At 66.2% G+C, this 16,987-nt stretch carries 13 protein-coding genes; 9 read left to right on the forward strand and 4 right to left on the reverse strand.

The window, feature by feature from the left end; genetic code table 11:
* The first annotated feature begins 14 nt into the window (after nucleotides 1–14).
* A complete protein-coding gene (locus GGD90_RS02470) occupies nucleotides 15–1,733 on the forward strand; it encodes a methyl-accepting chemotaxis protein (protein ID WP_153114882.1) in 1,719 nt (572 codons plus the stop codon).
* Between the two features lie 39 nt (nucleotides 1,734–1,772).
* Here the strand turns inward: GGD90_RS02470 and GGD90_RS17800 are convergent, their stop codons facing one another.
* From GGD90_RS17800 to GGD90_RS02485, 3 genes are read right to left on the reverse strand one after another with little or no spacing between them, the layout of a single operon-like run.
* Complete coding sequence (locus GGD90_RS17800; protein WP_228273602.1) at nucleotides 1,773–3,257, reverse strand: methyl-accepting chemotaxis protein; 1,485 nt, start codon at nucleotides 3,255–3,257, stop codon at nucleotides 1,773–1,775.
* Nucleotides 3,241–3,762 (reverse strand): PAS domain-containing protein, encoded by a 522-nt coding sequence (locus tag GGD90_RS02480; protein WP_153114880.1) that lies wholly within the window; start codon nucleotides 3,760–3,762, stop codon nucleotides 3,241–3,243. Before GGD90_RS02480 ends, GGD90_RS17800 begins: the two co-directional genes overlap by 17 nt.
* A 59-nt stretch (nucleotides 3,763–3,821) precedes the next feature.
* Nucleotides 3,822–5,351, reverse strand: coding sequence for a helicase HerA-like domain-containing protein (locus GGD90_RS02485; protein ID WP_153114879.1), 1,530 nt, complete (start codon nucleotides 5,349–5,351; stop codon nucleotides 3,822–3,824).
* 194 nt (nucleotides 5,352–5,545) lie between these two features.
* On the opposite strand from GGD90_RS02485, the gene GGD90_RS02490 reads away from it, so the two are divergent.
* The 4 genes from GGD90_RS02490 to GGD90_RS02505 all read left to right on the forward strand — a co-directional run bounded on the left by GGD90_RS02490 (nucleotide 5,546) and on the right by GGD90_RS02505 (nucleotide 13,703).
* A complete protein-coding gene (locus GGD90_RS02490; protein ID WP_153114878.1) occupies nucleotides 5,546–6,271 on the forward strand; it encodes a YebC/PmpR family DNA-binding transcriptional regulator in 726 nt (241 codons plus the stop codon).
* Between the two features lie 147 nt (nucleotides 6,272–6,418).
* Entirely contained in the window at nucleotides 6,419–10,099 is a 3,681-nt protein-coding gene (gene metH, locus GGD90_RS02495; RefSeq protein ID WP_153115150.1) for a methionine synthase, read from the forward strand.
* Nucleotides 10,100–10,267: 168 nt separating this feature from the next.
* Nucleotides 10,268–11,356, forward strand: coding sequence for a UDP-N-acetylmuramate dehydrogenase (murB, locus tag GGD90_RS02500; protein ID WP_228273601.1), 1,089 nt, complete (start codon nucleotides 10,268–10,270; stop codon nucleotides 11,354–11,356).
* Nucleotides 11,357–11,438: 82 nt separating this feature from the next.
* Nucleotides 11,439–13,703, forward strand: coding sequence for a GGDEF/EAL domain-containing response regulator (locus GGD90_RS02505; RefSeq protein ID WP_184414898.1), 2,265 nt, complete (start codon nucleotides 11,439–11,441; stop codon nucleotides 13,701–13,703).
* On the opposite strand, the gene GGD90_RS02510 is transcribed toward GGD90_RS02505, so the two are convergent.
* Complete coding sequence (locus tag GGD90_RS02510) at nucleotides 13,700–14,032, reverse strand: DUF1840 domain-containing protein (RefSeq protein WP_153114876.1); 333 nt, start codon at nucleotides 14,030–14,032, stop codon at nucleotides 13,700–13,702. The genes GGD90_RS02505 and GGD90_RS02510 overlap by 4 nt on opposite strands.
* Before the next feature lie 192 nt (nucleotides 14,033–14,224).
* On the opposite strand from GGD90_RS02510, the gene can reads away from it, so the two are divergent.
* From can to GGD90_RS02530, 4 genes are all read left to right on the forward strand, one after another.
* A complete protein-coding gene (can, locus tag GGD90_RS02515) occupies nucleotides 14,225–14,923 on the forward strand; it encodes a carbonate dehydratase (protein ID WP_153114875.1) in 699 nt (232 codons plus the stop codon).
* A 193-nt stretch (nucleotides 14,924–15,116) separates the two neighbouring features.
* On the forward strand, nucleotides 15,117–15,509 hold the full coding sequence (locus GGD90_RS02520) for a VOC family protein (protein WP_153114874.1): 393 nt from the start codon (nucleotides 15,117–15,119) through the stop codon (nucleotides 15,507–15,509).
* A gap of 4 nt (nucleotides 15,510–15,513) precedes the next feature.
* Entirely contained in the window at nucleotides 15,514–15,873 is a 360-nt protein-coding gene (locus tag GGD90_RS02525; protein WP_153114873.1) for a DUF1801 domain-containing protein, read from the forward strand.
* Nucleotides 15,874–16,055: 182 nt separating this feature from the next.
* Nucleotides 16,056–16,979: an ROK family protein gene (locus GGD90_RS02530; protein WP_153114872.1), complete on the forward strand. Its 924-nt coding sequence runs from the start codon at nucleotides 16,056–16,058 to the stop codon at nucleotides 16,977–16,979.
* Nucleotides 16,980–16,987: the final 8 nt, after the last annotated feature.

The raw sequence follows: 16,987 nt of genomic DNA on the forward strand, positions 1-16,987 counted from the left end.
ATTGAGGAGACAAGATGACTTTCCGCTTGCGCAACATGAATCTGCTGGCGCGGCTGTCGCTGACGACGCTGCTCGCCATCCTCGCCATGGCCGCCATTGTCTTGGTGGCGCTGTCGGCCACGCGCGCGCTGCTTTACGACGACCGGCAGATCAAGACCCGCCATCTCGTCGAAGTCGCCCATGACGTCGCCGACGGCTTCTACGCCTTGCAGAAGTCGGGCGTACTGAGCGAGGTGCAGGCCAGGGAGCAGGCCATCCGCGCCATCCGCGGCTTGCGCTACGAGAAGAAGGAATACTTCTGGATCAATGACCTCGGCAAACCGGTGCCGAAGATGATCATGCATCCGACGCTGCCGAAGCTCGAAGGCACGGTGATCGACGATCCGAAGTTCAACAAGGCGACGTCGATGCAGGCCGGGCGCGACGGCGAGAAGCAGAAGCTCGACAACCGCAATCTGTTTACCGCCTTCAACGAAGTCGTTGAAAAGGCCGGCGAAGGTTACGTCGAATATTCCTGGCCGAAGCCGAAGGCCGGTGGCGGCGTCACCGACGAGCTGTTCCCGAAGCTTTCCTACGTCAAGAAGTTCGAGCCCTGGGGCTGGGTCATCGGCTCGGGAATCTATATCGACGACGTCGAGCAGATTTTCCGCGATAACGCGATCCGTCTGCTGACGCCGGCGGCAGTTGGCATCCTGCTCATCCTGCTGCTCAGCTGGCTGGTGACGCGCAGCCTGATCGGCGAAATCGGCGGCGAGCCGCGCGCAGCCATGCGCATCGCCGGCAAGATCGCCGAAGGCGATCTCTCGCAGGAATTCGACACCCGGCCGGACGACAGGGACAGCCTGCTTTTCGTGCTCAAGCACATGCAGGAAAACCTGCGCCAGATGCTCGGCGCCGTGTCGCAGAACGCGCAGGTGCTCGAACGCAGCATCGGCCGCCTGTCGGCGGAATCGAACGAGATCATGCTCGCCACGCAATTGCAGGCGAATGCGGTCGAGCAGAGCCGCAGCGCCATCAGCGACATCTCATCGAGCGTCGAGGTGGTCAATGGCCTTGCCGGCGACACGCAGGACAGCTCGGTCGAGGTCAACCGGCGCGCGCTCGACGGCGCCAGCATCGCCGCCGGTGTCGCCGACGAAATGGAGAAGATCGCCGCCACCGTCACCGATTCTTCCGCCGAAGTCGCACTGCTGGCAGCCAGCACCCATGAAATCGACAAGATGGCGAACGTCATCAAGGAGATTGCGGCGCAGACCAATCTGCTCGCCCTGAACGCCGCCATCGAAGCCGCGCGCGCCGGCGAACAGGGCAGGGGATTCGCCGTCGTCGCCGACGAAGTGCGCAAGCTTGCCGAACGAACGACCTTCGCCACGCAGGAGATCGGCGTCGTGCTCAAGCGCATCCAGAGCGACAGCGAACGGGCGGTCAGTGGCATGGACGCGGCGGCGCCGATCATCACGCACGGCGTCAGGCAGTCGCGGCAGGCGGCCGAAGCGCTGCGCGCCATCGAGCAGCAGTCGCAGCAAACGCTGCAGAAAATGCAAGAGCTGTCCGCCGCCACCCGCGACCAGACCGCGCGTATCGATCAGATCATCACCAGCGTCGATGAAGTGATGAGCACTTCGCAGCGTACCGAAGCGGTCATCAGACAGAGCTCCGCTTCGGCCAACGAACTCGACACCGCGGCCAAGCAGATGTTCTCGATGGTCAAGCGCTTCAACATCGGCGCCTAGGAGCGGCGCGGCCCTAGCCGGGCGGCGGGCAAGCCCGCGCTAATGCGAAAAAACCTGCGTCTCGGCGTTCTTTTCCTCGATCAGTTGCGTCAGCAGATCGAGCAGGTCGTGCGCCGCCTCTTCGGCAGCCTGATAGCGGGCGATCAGCGCCTTCTGCAACTCGGCATCCTCATCCCAGCGCTCGGCGGCGATGCCGAGCGCCGCTTCAATCTCGCGATAGAGCGCTGCGTGCGGCTTTTCGATCGCCTTGAAGCTCGGCAGATGCAGGAAATTCGTCCGCCCACGACCTTCGTGCAACCAGCGTCCGAGACGTGATTTCTCGATATCGAAGACGAAAGAGCGCGCCACTTCCGACTCCGGTCCGAGCGTGACCGCGACGTAGGCCTTCTGCTTGAGGATCATCACGTCGGTCTTGGCCAGTGCGGCGAAGGAGATGTCCTGCGCCAGTTCGGCCGCGACGACGGTGTGCTGCGAGGATTCGGCGAGGCTGGAGAAACGCTCCTCGAATACCTCGACGGTGCTCTGCACCTGCGCCGACGAGGTGTGCAGTTCGTTGGCGTTGGCCTGCATCGCCGTCAGTTCGGTGTGAAAGCTCTCGATGACCTCGTTGATGCGTGCCGTCGCCGTCTTGGTCTTCTCGGCGAGCTTGCGCACTTCGTCGGCGACGACGGCAAAACCACGGCCGGCCTCGCCGGCGCGCGCCGCCTCGATGGCGGCGTTGAGCGCCAGCAGGTTGGTCTGGTCGGCGATCTCGGTGATCACCTGCAGCGCCTGCGATACATCCTGACCGCTGCCGGCCAGCCGGCCGATGGTGCCGCGGTTTTCCTCGATCAACTCGGTACTGCGCGCCAGCGCGGCGGTAATTTCGGCCACCGATTCGCGACTCGAGTTCGCTTCGCTGTTGGCGCGATGCGAAATCCCGGTGACTTCGCCCATACGCTGGCTGGTCTGGCGAAGATCCTGCTGGCTGCTCACCAGATTCTCAAGCGCGCGCGTCGAGTTCATCTGGCTCAGCTTTGACAGCAGATCGTTGCGCATCACGAACTGGTTGTTGGTTTCGATCGCGTCAAACGACTGGCGCACGCTGTCGATCGAGCTGGCCAGAATGCCATGCAGGCCACCGGCGATCGGCTTGCGGTAGAACTTGCGTTCGCTCGCCGCGCGCGCCGAAGTGGCGATTTCGCGGAAATACGCTTCGCACTGGTCGAGCAGGTCGTTGAGATGCCAGGCGAGCTGGGAAATGGCATCGCTACCGACGATGTTCGTGATGCGCGGGTCGAAGTTGCCGTCGTTGGCCGACTGCACCGCTTTCTCGATGCGGCCGACAAAAGCCGCCTGCCGGCGCAGGGCCAGATGGACAACGAAAAGCAGCGGCAGGCCGAGCGCCGGCAGGACCAGCGCCAGCGGGTCCGGCCCCGTACGCCAGACGAGCAGGCTGCCTGCAGCGACAAGCAGGGCGAACAGCGCATACGCCGGCAGCAGAATGCGGGCGGTGGTCGACAGATGCTTAAATGGCGAGAACAAGTTCGTCATAGCTCAGGCCCTTTTCGTTGAGCAGATTCACCAGTACCTGCGTGCCGGCAGCGATGGCGTCCTTGGCGCCGGCCGCCTGCTCGGCGGCGAGCATCGCCTGGTAGAGCGGGATTACGGCGGCAAGCCCCGATGCGCGCGGTTTGCGTCGCACCGAGTAGTAACCGACGATGTTGCCGGCGGCGTCGAGCGAAGCGGTGACGTTGGCAAGCACCCAGTAGAAGCTGCCGTCCTTCGACATGTTCTTGACGTAGGCGAAGACTTCCTTCTTCTGTGCGATGTTGTCCCAGAGCAGCTTGAACACCGAGCGCGGCATGTCCGGGTGGCGGATGATGTTGTGCTGGGCACCGAGCAGCTCGGCTTCGGTGTAGCCCGAATACTCGATGAAGATGCGGTTACCGTAAGTGATGCGGCCCTTGAGATCGGTCTTGCTGACGATGAAGTCCTCGTCGCGCATCACGCGCTCCTTGCTGGTCGGCACTATCAGCTTGTTTTTCACGTTTCTCCCTGCTCAAAGCCAGCTGGCAACAGTACTAGGAAATCGTTACAGAATTGAGCTTAACGGCGGCGACCGCCGAGAATTGAGCCGAGCACGCCGCGCACGATTTCGCGGCCGATCTGCGAGCCGACGGCGCGCGCTGCGCTCTTCGCCGCCGCCCCGATCACCGAATCGCCACCGCGCGCGCGGCTGCCGCTGCCCGCCGCCGCGCCACCGAGCAGATCGCCGAGGCCGCCGAGCGCGCCGAACCAGCCGCCGCCGGATTCGCTGGGCGCTTCGCCGGCCGGCGGCGCAGCACGGCCGTTGCCTGCTGCCGCCGACTTGCCTTTGAGCTTTTCGTAGGCTGACTCGCGGTCGACCGCGGCTTCGTAGTGCCCGTAGATCGCCGAGGCGCGGATATGCGTTTGCCGCTCGTCGGCGCTCAGCGGGCCGATGCGCGACGCTGGCGGCAGCACGAAAGCGCGTTCGACGACCGCCGGCCGCCCCTTTTCGTCGAGGAAGGAAACCAGCGCTTCGCCGACGCCAAGTTCGGTGATCGCCGCCTCGGCGTCGAAGGCCGGATTGGCGCGCAAGGTCTGCGCCGCCGCCTTGACCGCCTTCTGGTCGCGCGGCGTGAACGCGCGCAAGGCGTGCTGCACGCGGTTACCGAGTTGGCCAAGGACGGTGTCGGGAATGTCGAGCGGGTTCTGCGTCACGAAATAGACGCCGACACCCTTCGAGCGGATCAGGCGAACCACCTGCTCGACCTTCTCGAGCAGCGCCGGCGGCGCCTCGTTGAAGAGCAGGTGCGCCTCGTCGAAGAAGAAGACGAGCTTCGGCTTGTCGAGGTCGCCGACTTCGGGAAGCTGCTCGAACAGTTCGGCAAGCAGCCAGAGCAGGAAGGTCGAATACAGCCGCGGCGAGCCCATCAGCTTTTCGCCGGCAAGGATATTGATGATGCCGCGACCGTCGTCGGTCTGCATCAGGTCGGCGATGTCGAGCATCGGCTCGCCGAAGAAATGCTCGCCGCCCTGTTCGCCGAGCGTCAGCACACCGCGCTGGATGGCGCCGATCGATGCCGCCGAGATGTTGCCGTATTCGGTGGTGTAACTCTTCGCGTTGTCGCCGACGTGCTGCACCATCGCGCGCAGGTCCTTGAGATCGAGCAGCAGCAGGCCGGCATCGTCGGCGATCTTGAACACCAGCTGCAGCACGCCGGCCTGCGTGTCGTTGAGGTTGAGCAGACGCGCCAGCAATAGCGGACCGAGGTCGGAGACGGTGGCGCGCACCGGATGGCCCTGTTCGCCGAAGACATCCCAGAACACCGCCGGAAACTTCACCGGGCTGAAGTCGGCGACGCCGAGCGACTCGAGCCGCGCTGCAAGTTTCGGCGACAGGGTGCCGCTCGCCGCCAGCCCGGACAGATCACCCTTCACGTCGGCCATGAACACCGGCACGCCAATCGCCGACAGGCGTTCGGCCATCACCTGCAGCGTAATCGTCTTGCCGGTGCCGGTGGCGCCGGTGATCAGTCCATGCCGATTGGCCAGCGCCGGCAGCAGCGTGAGCGGGGTGTCGGCGTGACGCGCGATTTCGAGAGGAGCAGCCATGATGTTGGAGTTTTCCGGTGCGAAATGAATGCGCCGATTCTAGCAGGGCAGGGCGCGGCACCGGGCAATCGCCTGAGCGCCGCCAGCCGGTATAATGTCGCGTTTTGCCGCGCCTGATGGTACGGCAGGCTTTCCCAATCTTTCCAACCCGTTTCGAGCGCGACCGTGGGCGGTCGGCGAGTCAAGAGGTCACCATGGCAGGTCATAGCAAATGGGCAAATATCCAGCACCGCAAGGGTCGCCAGGATGAAAAGCGCGGCGCCGCCTTCTCGCGCGTCGCCAAGGAAATCACCGTTGCCGCGCGCATGGGCGGTGGCGACCCGACCTTCAACCCGCGCCTGCGCGCGGCAGTGGATAAGGCCAAGGGCGTGAACATGCCCAAGGACAAGATCGACAACGCGATCAAGAAGGGCACCGGCGAACTCGAAGGCGTCGATTACATCGAAGTGCGCTACGAAGGCTACGGCATCGCCGGCGCCGCGATCATGGTCGACTGTGTCACCGACAACAAGACGCGCACCGTCGCCGAAGTCCGCCACGCTTTCACCAAGTACGGCGGCAATATGGGCACCGACGGCTGCGTTTCCTTCCAGTTCAAGCACTGCGGGCAGCTGCTCTTCGCCCCGGGCACCGACGAAGCGAACCTGATGGACGCCGCCATCGAAGCCGGCGCCGACGATGTGCTGACGCACGATGACGGCTCGATCGAAGTGCTGACGCCGGCCAATGACTTTTTCGCCGTCAAGGACGCGCTTGAAGCCGCTGGCTTCAAGGCCGAGGTCGCCGAGGTGACGATGCGTCCGGAAGCCGAAATCGATCTCGCCGGCGACGACGCCGTGCGCATGCAGCGCCTGCTCGACGTACTTGAGGACCTCGACGATGTGCAGGTGGTCTACAGCAACGCCGCGCTCGACGCCTGAGGCATTGGCCGGCAGCGCGAAGCCGGTCAAGCCCCGCCCCTAACGTTCGCCGCCAGCCCCCTGCCGGCGGCAGCCGCAGCCCTGCCCGCGCCACCCGGCGCCGCGCAGGGTTGCCATTTGCTCCAGGAACACGCCATGCCCGCGCCCATGCAAGCTGACCGCAGCGAAGAACTCAAGGCCCTGCTCGAACGTCGCATCCTCATCCTCGACGGCGCCATGGGCACGATGATCCAGCGCCACGGGCTGAAGGAGGCCGACTACCGCGGCGAGCGCTTCGCCGCGCACGCGCACGACCTCAAGGGCAACAACGACCTCTTGCTGCTCACCCGGCCCGACATCATCCGCAGCATCCACGCCGATTACCTGGCGGCCGGCGCCGACATCATCGAGACCAACACCTTCAACGCGACGCGCGTCTCGCAGGCTGATTACCGTCTTGAAGAGCTGGTGCACGAACTGAACGTCGCCGGCGCGCGCATCGCGCGCGAGGTGTGCGACGAATTCACCGCGCAAAACCCGGACAAGCCGCGCTTCGTCGCCGGCGTGCTCGGGCCCACGTCGCGCACGGCGTCGATCTCGCCCGACGTGAACGACCCCGGCTACCGCAATGTCAGCTTCGACGAACTCGTCGCCAACTACACCGAGGCGGTGCGCGGGCTGGCCGAGGGCGGCGCCGACATCATCCTGATCGAGACGGTGTTCGACACGCTCAACGCCAAGGCGGCCTTGTTTGCGGTCGAAGCCTTCTTCGACGCGGTCGGAAGCCGCCTGCCGATCATGATCTCGGGCACCATCACCGACGCCTCCGGACGCACGCTGTCGGGACAAACCGCCGAGGCCTTCTGGAACTCGCTGGCGCACGCCAGGCCGCTGTCCTTCGGCCTCAACTGCGCGCTCGGCGCGCACGAGCTGCGCCAGCACGTCGAGGAGCTGTCGCGCCGCTGCGACTGCTTCGTCTCGGCGCACCCCAACGCCGGCCTGCCCAACGCCTTCGGCGGCTACGACGAAACGCCGGAAATGCTCGCCGACGCCATCCGCGAATGGGGCGAGACGGGCATCGTCAACATCGCCGGCGGCTGCTGCGGCACCTCGCCCGACCATATCCGCGCCATTGCGCAGGCGCTCGCCGGACTGCCGCCGCGGCGCATTCCGGCGATTGCGCCGCAGTTGCGCCTGTCGGGGCTGGAACCGCTCAACGTCGGCGCCGACTCGCTGTTCGTCAATGTCGGCGAACGCACCAACGTCACCGGCTCGAAGGCCTTCGCCCGGCTGATCCTCAACGGCGAGTACGAGCAGGCGGTGGCCGTCGCGCGCAACCAGGTCGAGGCCGGCGCGCAGGTGATCGACGTGAATATGGACGAAGCGATGCTCGACGCCAAGGCGGCGATGGATCGCTTCCTCAAGCTGATCGCCTCCGAACCCGACATCGCGCGCGTGCCGGTGATGGTCGACTCGTCGAAGTGGGAAGTCATCGAGACCGGCCTGAAGAACCTGCAGGGCAAGGGCATCGTCAATTCGATCTCGCTCAAGGAAGGCGAGGAGAAGTTCCTCGCGCAGGCGCGGCTGATCCGTCGCTACGGCGCGGCGACGGTGGTGATGGCCTTCGACGAGCAGGGCCAGGCCGACACCTACGCGCGCAAGACGCAGATCTGCAAGCGCGCCTACGACCTGCTCGTCGGCATCGGCTTCCCGCCCGAAGACATCATCTTCGATCCGAACATTTTCGCCATCGCTACCGGCATTGCCGAGCACGACAACTACGCCGTCGACTTCATCGAGGCGACGCGCTGGATCCGCGCGCATCTGCCGTATGCGCAGATCTCGGGCGGCGTCTCCAACGTCAGCTTCAGCTTCCGCGGCAACGACCCGGTGCGCGAAGCGATCCACACCGTCTTCCTCTACCACGCCATCCGCGCCGGCCTGTCGATGGGCATCGTCAACGCGGCGCAACTCGGTATCTACGAGGAGATTCCGGCCGAACTGCGCACGCGCGTCGAGGACGTCGTCCTCAACCGGTCGCCCGAGGCCGGCGAGGCGCTGGTCGACTTCGCGCAGACGGTGAAGGGTTCGGCCAAGGTGCTGGTCGAGGACCTCGCCTGGCGCTCGCTGCCGGTCGCCGAGCGGCTGACGCACGCGCTGGTCAAGGGAATCACCCAATTCATCGTCGAGGATACCGAGGCGGCGCGCGCCGAACTCGAAGCCGCCGGGCAGCCGCCGCTGGCGGTGATCGAAGGCCCGCTGATGGGCGGCATGAACGCCGTCGGCGACCTGTTCGGTGCCGGCAAGATGTTCCTGCCGCAGGTGGTCAAGTCGGCGCGCGTGATGAAACAGGCGGTCGCCCACCTGCTGCCGTGGATCGAGGCCGAGAAGGCACGCACCGGCGCCTCGCAGGCCAAGGGGCGCATCGTCATCGCCACTGTCAAGGGCGACGTGCACGACATCGGCAAGAACATCGTCTCGGTGGTGCTCGGCTGCAACGGTTACGACGTGATCGACTTGGGCGTCATGGTGCCGTGCGAGAAGATCCTCGCCGCGGCGCGCGATTCGGGCGCCAACATCATCGGCCTCTCCGGCCTGATCACGCCTTCGCTCGAAGAGATGAGCCAGGTCGCCGCCGAAATGCAGCGCCAGGGCTTCGAACAGCCGCTCTTGATCGGCGGCGCGACGACCAGCCGCGCGCACACGGCGATCAAGATCGCGCCGAACTACACGCAGCCGGTGATCTATGTTCCCGACGCGTCGCGCGCCGTCGGCGTCGTCTCCAAGCTGCTTTCGGAAGAGCAGGGCGACGCCTACCGTGCCGAGATCGTCGCCGAACACGAGCGCGTGCGCAGCCAGCACGCCAAGAAGCAGGGGAGCAAGCTGGTGACGCTCGCTGCCGCGCGCGCCAATGCCTGCCGCTGGGATGAAGATCCCGCTTACCGCCCATTCGCGCCCAGACACTTGGGCCGACAAGTGATCGCCGACATCGATCTGGCGACGCTCGCCGAGTATTTCGACTGGGGTCCGTTCTTCCAGGCCTGGGACCTGCACGGACCTTTCCCGCGCATCCTCACCGACGAGGTGGTCGGCGAATCGGCGAGTGCCGTCTATGCCGACGGCCAGGCGATGCTCAAGGAACTGATCGCCGGGCGCTGGCTTGGCGCGCGCGCGGTGTTCGGCCTCTACCCGGCCAACTCGGTCGGCGACGACATCGAGGTCTACGCCGACGAGACGCGCAGCGAGACCGTTCTCGTCTGGCGCAACCTACGCCAGCAGCACGAACGTCCGCCGGGCAAGCCGCACGGCTGCCTGGCCGACTTTGTCGCGCCGCGCGGCACGCCCGACTGGATCGGCGCCTTCGCCGTCACCGCCGGCGTCGGCATTGAAGAGAAGCTCGCCGAATTCGAGGCGGCGCACGACGACTACCGCGCGATCATGTTGAAGGCGCTCGCCGACCGCTTCGCCGAAGCCGCTGCCGAGTGGCTGCACGCCGAGGTGCGACGCCAGCACTGGGGCTACGCCGCCGACGAGGCGCTCGATACCGAAGCACTGATCGGTGAGCGCTACCGCGGCATCCGCCCGGCGCCGGGCTATCCGGCATGTCCCGACCACACGGTGAAGGGACCGCTGTTCCAGCTGCTCGACGCCGAACGGCAGGTCGGCATGACGCTGACCGAGAACTTCGCGATGAGTCCGGCGTCGTCGGTTTCGGGCTTCTACCTCGCGCACCCGCAGGCGCGCTACTTCGCGATCAGCAAGATCGGCCGCGACCAGCTCGACGACTGGGCACGACGCAGCGGCATCAGCACTGACGACGCGACACGCTGGCTGGCGCCAGTGCTCTGAGACGCGATCGCAGGGCGGCGGCCGGGCATCGCCCGGCGCCACGGCCACCGCCACCTTCGCCTCGGTAGCCCCTGCTGAGCGTCCCCGGCGCGAACCCGACCCGCGTCCGCGCGCTCTTTTCCCGGACGTTTGCCGCCCCCGTCGGGAACGCCGGAAATCGCGGTTAGAATGCCGGCTGCCCTTTCGTCCACCATCATGTTCCCAGACTGGATTCGTACCGGCGTCGAGCTCGCCGGTTTCAATACGCTGGCTCTGTCAGCCCGCGCCGCCTTGTTCGGCCGCGTCGATTCGGCGAGCCGACTAGCCGAAGTGCGCGCTCACACCACGCTCCGGGACGCGCGCCGTTTCGTCCTCGGTGGCGGCAGCAACGTCGTGCTCGGCGGCGGTGCTGGCGAATTCGACGGGCTGCTGCTGCAGATCGCGCTGCGCGGCCGCGAACTGATCGGCGAGGACGACGAGGCGCGTTATGTTCGCGCCGGCGCCGGCGAATCCTGGCCCGAGTTTGTCGACTGGACGCTGGCGCAGGGCTGGCCGGGACTGGAAAACCTGGCGCTGATCCCCGGTACCGTCGGCGCCGCGCCGATCCAGAACATCGGCGCCTACGGCGTCGAGGTCGGCGACCGCCTGCACTCGCTCGCGGCTTACGACTTTGCCAGCGGCGAAACGCGTCACTTCACACGCGCCGACTGCCGTTTTGCCTACCGCGACAGCGTGTTCAAGCAGGCCGGCTGGCATCGCGACGGGCGCATCGTCGTCACCGAGGTGATCTTTCGCCTGCCCAAGCGCTGGCAGCCGCTGCTCGACTACGCTGGGCTGCGCGAGGAACTGGCGCAATGCGCCGAGCGCGCGCTACGCGGCGATGCTGCCGACGACGCCAGGAAGATCGCCGCTGCGGTCGTCGCCCTACGCCGGCGCAAGCTGCCCGATCCGGCAACGCTGCCCAATGCCGGCAGCTTCTTCCACAACCCGATCGTCGATGCGCTGCAGGCCCGGCGCCTCGCCAGCGACTTCCCCGGCATGCCGCAGCATGTGCAGGCCGACGGCAGCGTCAAGCTCGCCGCCGGCTGGCTGATCGAGCGCGCCGGCTGGAAAGGCCGCCGGCTCGGCCCGGTCGGCATGTACGAGAAGCAAGCGCTGGTCCTCGTCAACCATGGTGGCGCCTGCGCCGCCGACGTCGCCGCGCTGGCCGCTGCCGTCAGCGCCGACGTGCGGCGGCAATTCGGCATCACGCTGTGCGTCGAGCCCGTGGCGCCGTGAGCCGACCGCCTCAAGCGCGCGCTTTTGCGTTTCGGCACCCTGCCGCTTTAGTCCCTCAATCATCCAGTCCTGGAAATGCACGATGACCGAACTTGATGACCTGCTGCTGCCGCTCGATGACGGCCCGCTGGCGCCTGCCCCGGTGAAAGAGTCCGGCTGGAAGCTGCTGATCGTCGACGATGACGAGGATGTGCACGCGGCGACGCGCTTCGCGCTGGCTGGAGTGCGCATTCTCGGCCAGCCGCTGACGCTGGCGCATGCGCACTCGAGCGACGCAGCGCTGGCCTTGCTCGACGCTGATCGCGACTTCGCGCTGATCCTGCTCGACGTGGTGATGGAGTCCGAAGACGCCGGGCTGGCGCTGGTCGGACAGATCCGCAGCCGGCTGGGAATGACCGAGACGCGCATCATCCTGCGCACCGGCCAGCCCGGTTATGCGCCCGAGCTCGCGGTGTTCAACGATTTCGACATCAACGACTACCGCACCAAGGCCGAACTGACACGCACGCGCCTGATCACCACGCTGACCGCCGCCTTGCGCTCGTACCGGCAGTTACGCGAGATTGCCGACAGCCGCCGCGGCCTTGAGCTGATTGTGCGCGCGGCTGGCGAGCTGATGGGACAGAAGGGCGTTCTTGCCTTCGGTGAAGGCATGCTCGGCCAGCTCAAGGCGCTGCTTGCGCATCCTTTCGACGGCTTCTTCTGCGTGCCCGGGGAGGGTGGCGAGCAGGCGGCGCCACGCCTGCTCTGCGCCTGCGGTCGCTTTGCCGACAAGGCGCATACTGCGCACGGCATCGCCGACGATGGCGGCGCGCTGGCGCTGGTCGCGCGTACCTTTGCCAGCGGCAGGACCTTGTTCAGCGGCCGGCGCGGTGCGCTCTATCTGCGCAACAGTGTCCAGGCCGCGGTCGTCTATTTCGAGCTCGCGGCAGACGCACCGGCGCTCGCCGAAGGGCAGCGGCGCCTGGTCGAAGTCTTCGCGGCCAACCTGAGCGCCTGTTTCGGCAAGGTCAGGCTGGTCGAAGAAGTTCTTTCGTCGGCCCACGTCGACGGCCTGACGCAGCTCGCCAACCGCACCCGCTTCATCCTCGATCTCGACGCACTCGCTGCGGTGTGCGAGCCGAACAGCGTCGTCGCGCTGCTCGACATCGAGCACTTTGCCGACATCAACGACGGCCTCGGTCACGACGTCGGCAACGCGCTGCTGCAGGCGATCGCGCAGCGGCTGCGCCAGGAGCTTGGCAGCAAGAGCCGGCTGGCGCGCATCGGCGCCGACGTGTTCGGGCTGATCGGCAGCGAGGAACTGATCAACCCGGAGAATCTGTTCCGGATATTTGCCACGCCGTTTGCGGTGAGCGAGCACTCGCTGCCGGTAAGCGCGTCGATCGGCCTGTCGCGCGTGCTCGAGGGTGGACTGTCCGGGATTTCGCTGCTGAAGCGCGCCAGTATCGCGCTCGGCCGCGCCAAGAGCAGCCTGCACCTGCATCACGAATACTTCATCGCCGAGATGGAAGACAGCCCGCGCCGCCGGCTGGAGATCATCCGCCAACTGCGCGAGGACTTTGACGCCGGCAAGCTGGCGCTGTGGTATCAGCCGCAGGTGGCGCTCGACAGCGGCGAGATCGTCGGCATCGAAACGCTGGCGCGCTGGCCGCAGGCCGACGGCGAGGGCTTCGTGCATCCGCCCTCGGTATTCATCCCGCTCGCCGAGTATTCCGGCCTGATCGTCGATATCGGCGAATGGGTGGTCGTCGAAGCCTGCGCCGCCTTCGCACGCTTGCGCGAACTGGGGCTGGCGCCGCGCCACATCGCCGTCAACGTGAGCATGCCGCAGTTCCGCTCACCGCATTTCTCGACGCTGATCAGCGAGACGCTGGCGCGCCATGCGCTGCCGGCCGGCGCGCTCGAACTCGAAATCACCGAAAGCGTGGCGATGGACGAACCGAAGATCGTCGCCAACACGCTGCGCGCGCTCAAACGCGCCGGCGCGCGCATCGCCATCGACGATTTCGGTACCGGCTATTCATCGCTCAACCATCTGCGCGAGCTGCCGATCGACTGCCTGAAGATCGACCGCAGCTTCATCGACGAGATTGGCGCCGACACCAGCGGCGGCGAAGCAATGCAGGAAGCGAAGGGAACGACGCGTGGCGGCATGTTCGCCGAAACGATCATCGCGCTCGGCCGCAAGCTCGGCATCGCCACTGTCGCCGAAGGCGTCGAAACGGCGGCGCAAGCCGAGTTCGTCCGTGCTCAGGGCGGCACCATCGGCCAGGGTTACTTTTTCGCGCGGCCGATGCCTTTCGCCGCGCTGGTCGACTGGCTGGCGGCGAGGCGCGCGGACTAGAAGTCCTGCGGCGCTTCCCAGAGGATGTAGCCCTCGTCGCGCTGCGTGCGCTGCAACAGGTCGATCAAGGGGAAAGCCCGGCGCGACAGGCTGACCGGCGTTTCCGGGCGACCGTCACGATCGAGTTGCGGCTCGGCCTCGCAGGGAAGCGGCAGGCTGCCGCCAGCGGCAACCGCCTGCTGCAGGCGCGCGATGGCGTCAGCCAGCTGCTCGGCGGTGATGACACCACGCGCATCGGCGCGCTTGCCGATGAAGTCGAGCAGTGCATGCGCTACCGGCGCGAACATGAACAGTTCGCCGGCGACGCTCGAATGGAACCTGACCAGCATGGTGCAACCCCCGCTTTGAGTACGACGCACAGCGCCGGAACGGCAGCTGTGTCGCGGTCGATTGTCGCCCTGGCGCCGCCGCGCCGCAAGCGCGGCAAGGCGGCCGGGGAGCGCGGATTCGGCAAGTCGCGGGGCGGGGAGTAAAATGCCGGCTGTTCCGGTACGCAGCCGGTCCCCGAAAGAAAGCCAGCGATGCCCGATCTAGAGAAGCTGTTTGCCAACAACCGCGAGTGGTCGGCGCGCATGACCGCCACCGACGAAGGTTTTTTCGAGCGACTGTCCAGCATCCAGAACCCGGAATACCTGTGGATCGGCTGTTCCGATTCGCGCGTTCCGGCCAACGAAATCCTCGGCCTGTTGCCGGGCGAGGTGTTCGTCCACCGCAACATCGCCAATGTCGTCGTGCACAGCGACCTGAACCTGCTTTCGGTGCTGCAGTACGCCGTCGACGTGCTCAAGGTACGGCGCATCCTGATCGTCGGCCACTACGGCTGTGGCGGCGTGCGCGCCGCGCACGAGGATCTGCGCCTCGGGCTCGTCGACAACTGGCTGCGCCACATCCAGGACGTTCGCCGCAAGCATCAGGCGCTGCTCGATCGCTGTGCCGACACTGCCGCCAGCATCGACCGCCTGTGCGAGCTCAACGTCATCGAACAGGTGCTCAGCGTCGGCCAGACGACCGTGCTGCACGACGCCTGGGCACGCGGACAGGAGGTTTTCGTGCACGGCTGGATCTTCGGCCTCGACGACGGGCTGGTGCGCGATCTCGGCATCACTCTCGGCGCACAGACCGACATCCTCGCCCGCTACACGGCGGCCATCGCCCAGCTTGAAGACGACGCCGGGGAGCCTGCGAGCGTTCTGCCGGCATTGCAGTTCGAAGCGAGTTAGCTCGGCCCATGCCCGAACAACTTTGCCAGTTTCGTTTACAGCTACCAAACCTCGGTGCGCGCACTGGCTGCTGATGGCTCAGAACTGGCAACGGGCGTGAAAGACAAAGACTTCTCCGCCAGAACCGCGAAGTTGTGGTCCGCCGTTGTACCCTGGATCATTGCCTCTGGCACTCAAATGTTAGGGAGTCCCCATGCGCGCTCAGTCACTGTCCCCGTGCATCATCACCGAGAAGGTCGCGGAGTCCCGCGATTTCTACGTCAGGCACTTTGGCGCCAAGACCAGCTTTGACTGTGGCTGGTATGTCAACCTCGAGTTCGGAGAAGGGGCGTCGCTGCAGTTCATGGCGCCTCAACCCGACCAGGAGGCCTGCAATCCCGCGGGCCTGACGTATAACTTCCGCGTGTCCGATGTGGACGCCGAGTTCCGCTCACTCGCGGCATCGGGTCTGCCCGCAGTGATGCCGCTTGAAGATCATCCCTGGGGCGATCGCGGCTTTGCCGTTCAAGACCCCAACGGCGTCGTCCTCTACATCTATTCCGAGCGCGAGCCCGCCCCTGAATTCAAGCAGTTCTACAAGTCCTGACGCCATGCCCGCCGAGCGCGTTTCGAGGTTGCTTGAGGACATACGCCTGCTCGATCAGGAACGCTTCGAGCTCGTTTACGCGCTGCGGGAAATCATTCTGGGGCTCGATTCTTCCGTTGCCGAGGAGGTGAAGTACGGCGGCATCCTGTTCTCCGCCGGCAAGCCCTTCTGCGGCGTCTTTTCCTATGCCCGGCATGTTTCGCTGGAGTTCGGTGCGGGTGCTTCGTTCCCTGACGAGTTCAAGGTGCTTGAGGGTGAAGGCAAGTTGCGGCGCCATATCAAGCTATTGGTTGCCGAGGACATCACGGCAAAGCATGTCTGCGAATATCTTCGCCTTGCGCTCAAGGCGTCCGCGGCGGCCTGAGCAGAGACGGGGCCACGCGTCTCGCTGGGCACGGACTTGCCTGCGCTGGCGGAAGCCTCGCATTGTGTTTCAGTGATCAGCGGGCTCATCCGCTCAAGCATCCGCCGGCCTCGCTTTCGCCAATACAGCGCCCGCGAAGGCGCAGCTGGTGCCGGCTCGTTTCGTTGAACAGTGGAGGAATGATGGCCTTGCGCATCGGAATCGACCTCGGCGGCAGCAAGATCGAGGTAGCGGCACTCGACGCCGCCGGCGAACTGCTGTTGCGCCGACGTGTGGAGACGCCAGCGGGCGACTACGCGGCGACGCTCGCGGCGATCGGCGCACTGGTGCAGGGCGCTGAAGCCGAGCTCGGCGCACGGGCGACGGTGGGCATCGGCACGCCGGGCAGCGAGGGCGGCGACGGATCACTGCGCAACTCGAACTCGACCTGCCTGAACGGCAAGCCGTTGCGTGCGGATCTCGAAACGCTGCTCGGCCGTCCGCTGCGTCTGGCCAACGACGCCAACTGCTTCGCACTGGCCGAGGTGCTGGGAGGTGCCGCGCGCGGAGCGGCGCTGGTTTTCGGCGTCATTCTCGGCACCGGCGTCGGTGGCGGCATTGTCGTCGATGGCCGCGTCCTTGCCGGCGCCAACCGCATTGCCGGCGAGTGGGGGCACAACCCCTTGCCGGTGGCCGACGGGCTGCCGCCGCCTGCCTGCTACTGCGGCCGTTCCGGCTGCGTCGAAACCTGGCTGTCGGGGCCGGGCTTCGCTGCCGACCATCGGCGGCTTGGCGGCGTGGCGTGCTCGCCGGAAGAAATCGTCGCTGCCGCCGCCTCTGGCGATGCGCGGGCGCTGGCGACACTGGCGCGCTATCACGAACGTCTGGCGCGCGCACTGGCGGCGGTGATCAACATCGTCGATCCCGAGGTGATCGTCCTCGGCGGCGGCATGGCCAACCTGCCCGATCTCGCTGACGAGGTTGCGAAGCGCCTGCCGGCGCACGTCTTTTCGCCGACGCTGGCGACGCGCGTCGTTCGCCACGCGCTCGGCGATTCGGCTGGCGTGCTCGGTGCAGCGGGACTGTGGAGCGTCGCCGAGGCGGCGGCGTTGCTCGCCGCCGGCTGAACGCCGGC

Source organism: Rhodocyclus tenuis (genome assembly GCF_014197755.1).
In the GTDB taxonomy this organism is placed as follows: domain Bacteria; phylum Pseudomonadota; class Gammaproteobacteria; order Burkholderiales; family Rhodocyclaceae; genus Rhodocyclus; species Rhodocyclus tenuis.

Excerpts from the sequence above, each read along its gene's own strand:
- murB (WP_228273601.1), top strand. The coding sequence starts at position 10,268 with ATGCCGGCTGCCCTTTCGTCCACCATCATGTTCCCAGACTGGATTCGT.
- can (WP_153114875.1), top strand. The coding sequence starts at position 14,225 with ATGCCCGATCTAGAGAAGCTGTTTGCCAACAACCGCGAGTGGTCGGCG.
- GGD90_RS02510 (WP_153114876.1), bottom strand. The coding sequence starts at position 14,032 with ATGCTGGTCAGGTTCCATTCGAGCGTCGCCGGCGAACTGTTCATGTTC.
- GGD90_RS02505 (WP_184414898.1), top strand. The coding sequence starts at position 11,439 with ATGACCGAACTTGATGACCTGCTGCTGCCGCTCGATGACGGCCCGCTG.
- GGD90_RS02525 (WP_153114873.1), top strand. The coding sequence starts at position 15,514 with ATGCCCGCCGAGCGCGTTTCGAGGTTGCTTGAGGACATACGCCTGCTC.
- GGD90_RS02520 (WP_153114874.1), top strand. The coding sequence starts at position 15,117 with ATGCGCGCTCAGTCACTGTCCCCGTGCATCATCACCGAGAAGGTCGCG.
- GGD90_RS02490 (WP_153114878.1), top strand. The coding sequence starts at position 5,546 with ATGGCAGGTCATAGCAAATGGGCAAATATCCAGCACCGCAAGGGTCGC.
- metH (WP_153115150.1), top strand. The coding sequence starts at position 6,419 with ATGCAAGCTGACCGCAGCGAAGAACTCAAGGCCCTGCTCGAACGTCGC.
- GGD90_RS02485 (WP_153114879.1), bottom strand. The coding sequence starts at position 5,351 with ATGGCTGCTCCTCTCGAAATCGCGCGTCACGCCGACACCCCGCTCACG.
- GGD90_RS02470 (WP_153114882.1), top strand. The coding sequence starts at position 15 with ATGACTTTCCGCTTGCGCAACATGAATCTGCTGGCGCGGCTGTCGCTG.
- GGD90_RS02530 (WP_153114872.1), top strand. The coding sequence starts at position 16,056 with ATGGCCTTGCGCATCGGAATCGACCTCGGCGGCAGCAAGATCGAGGTA.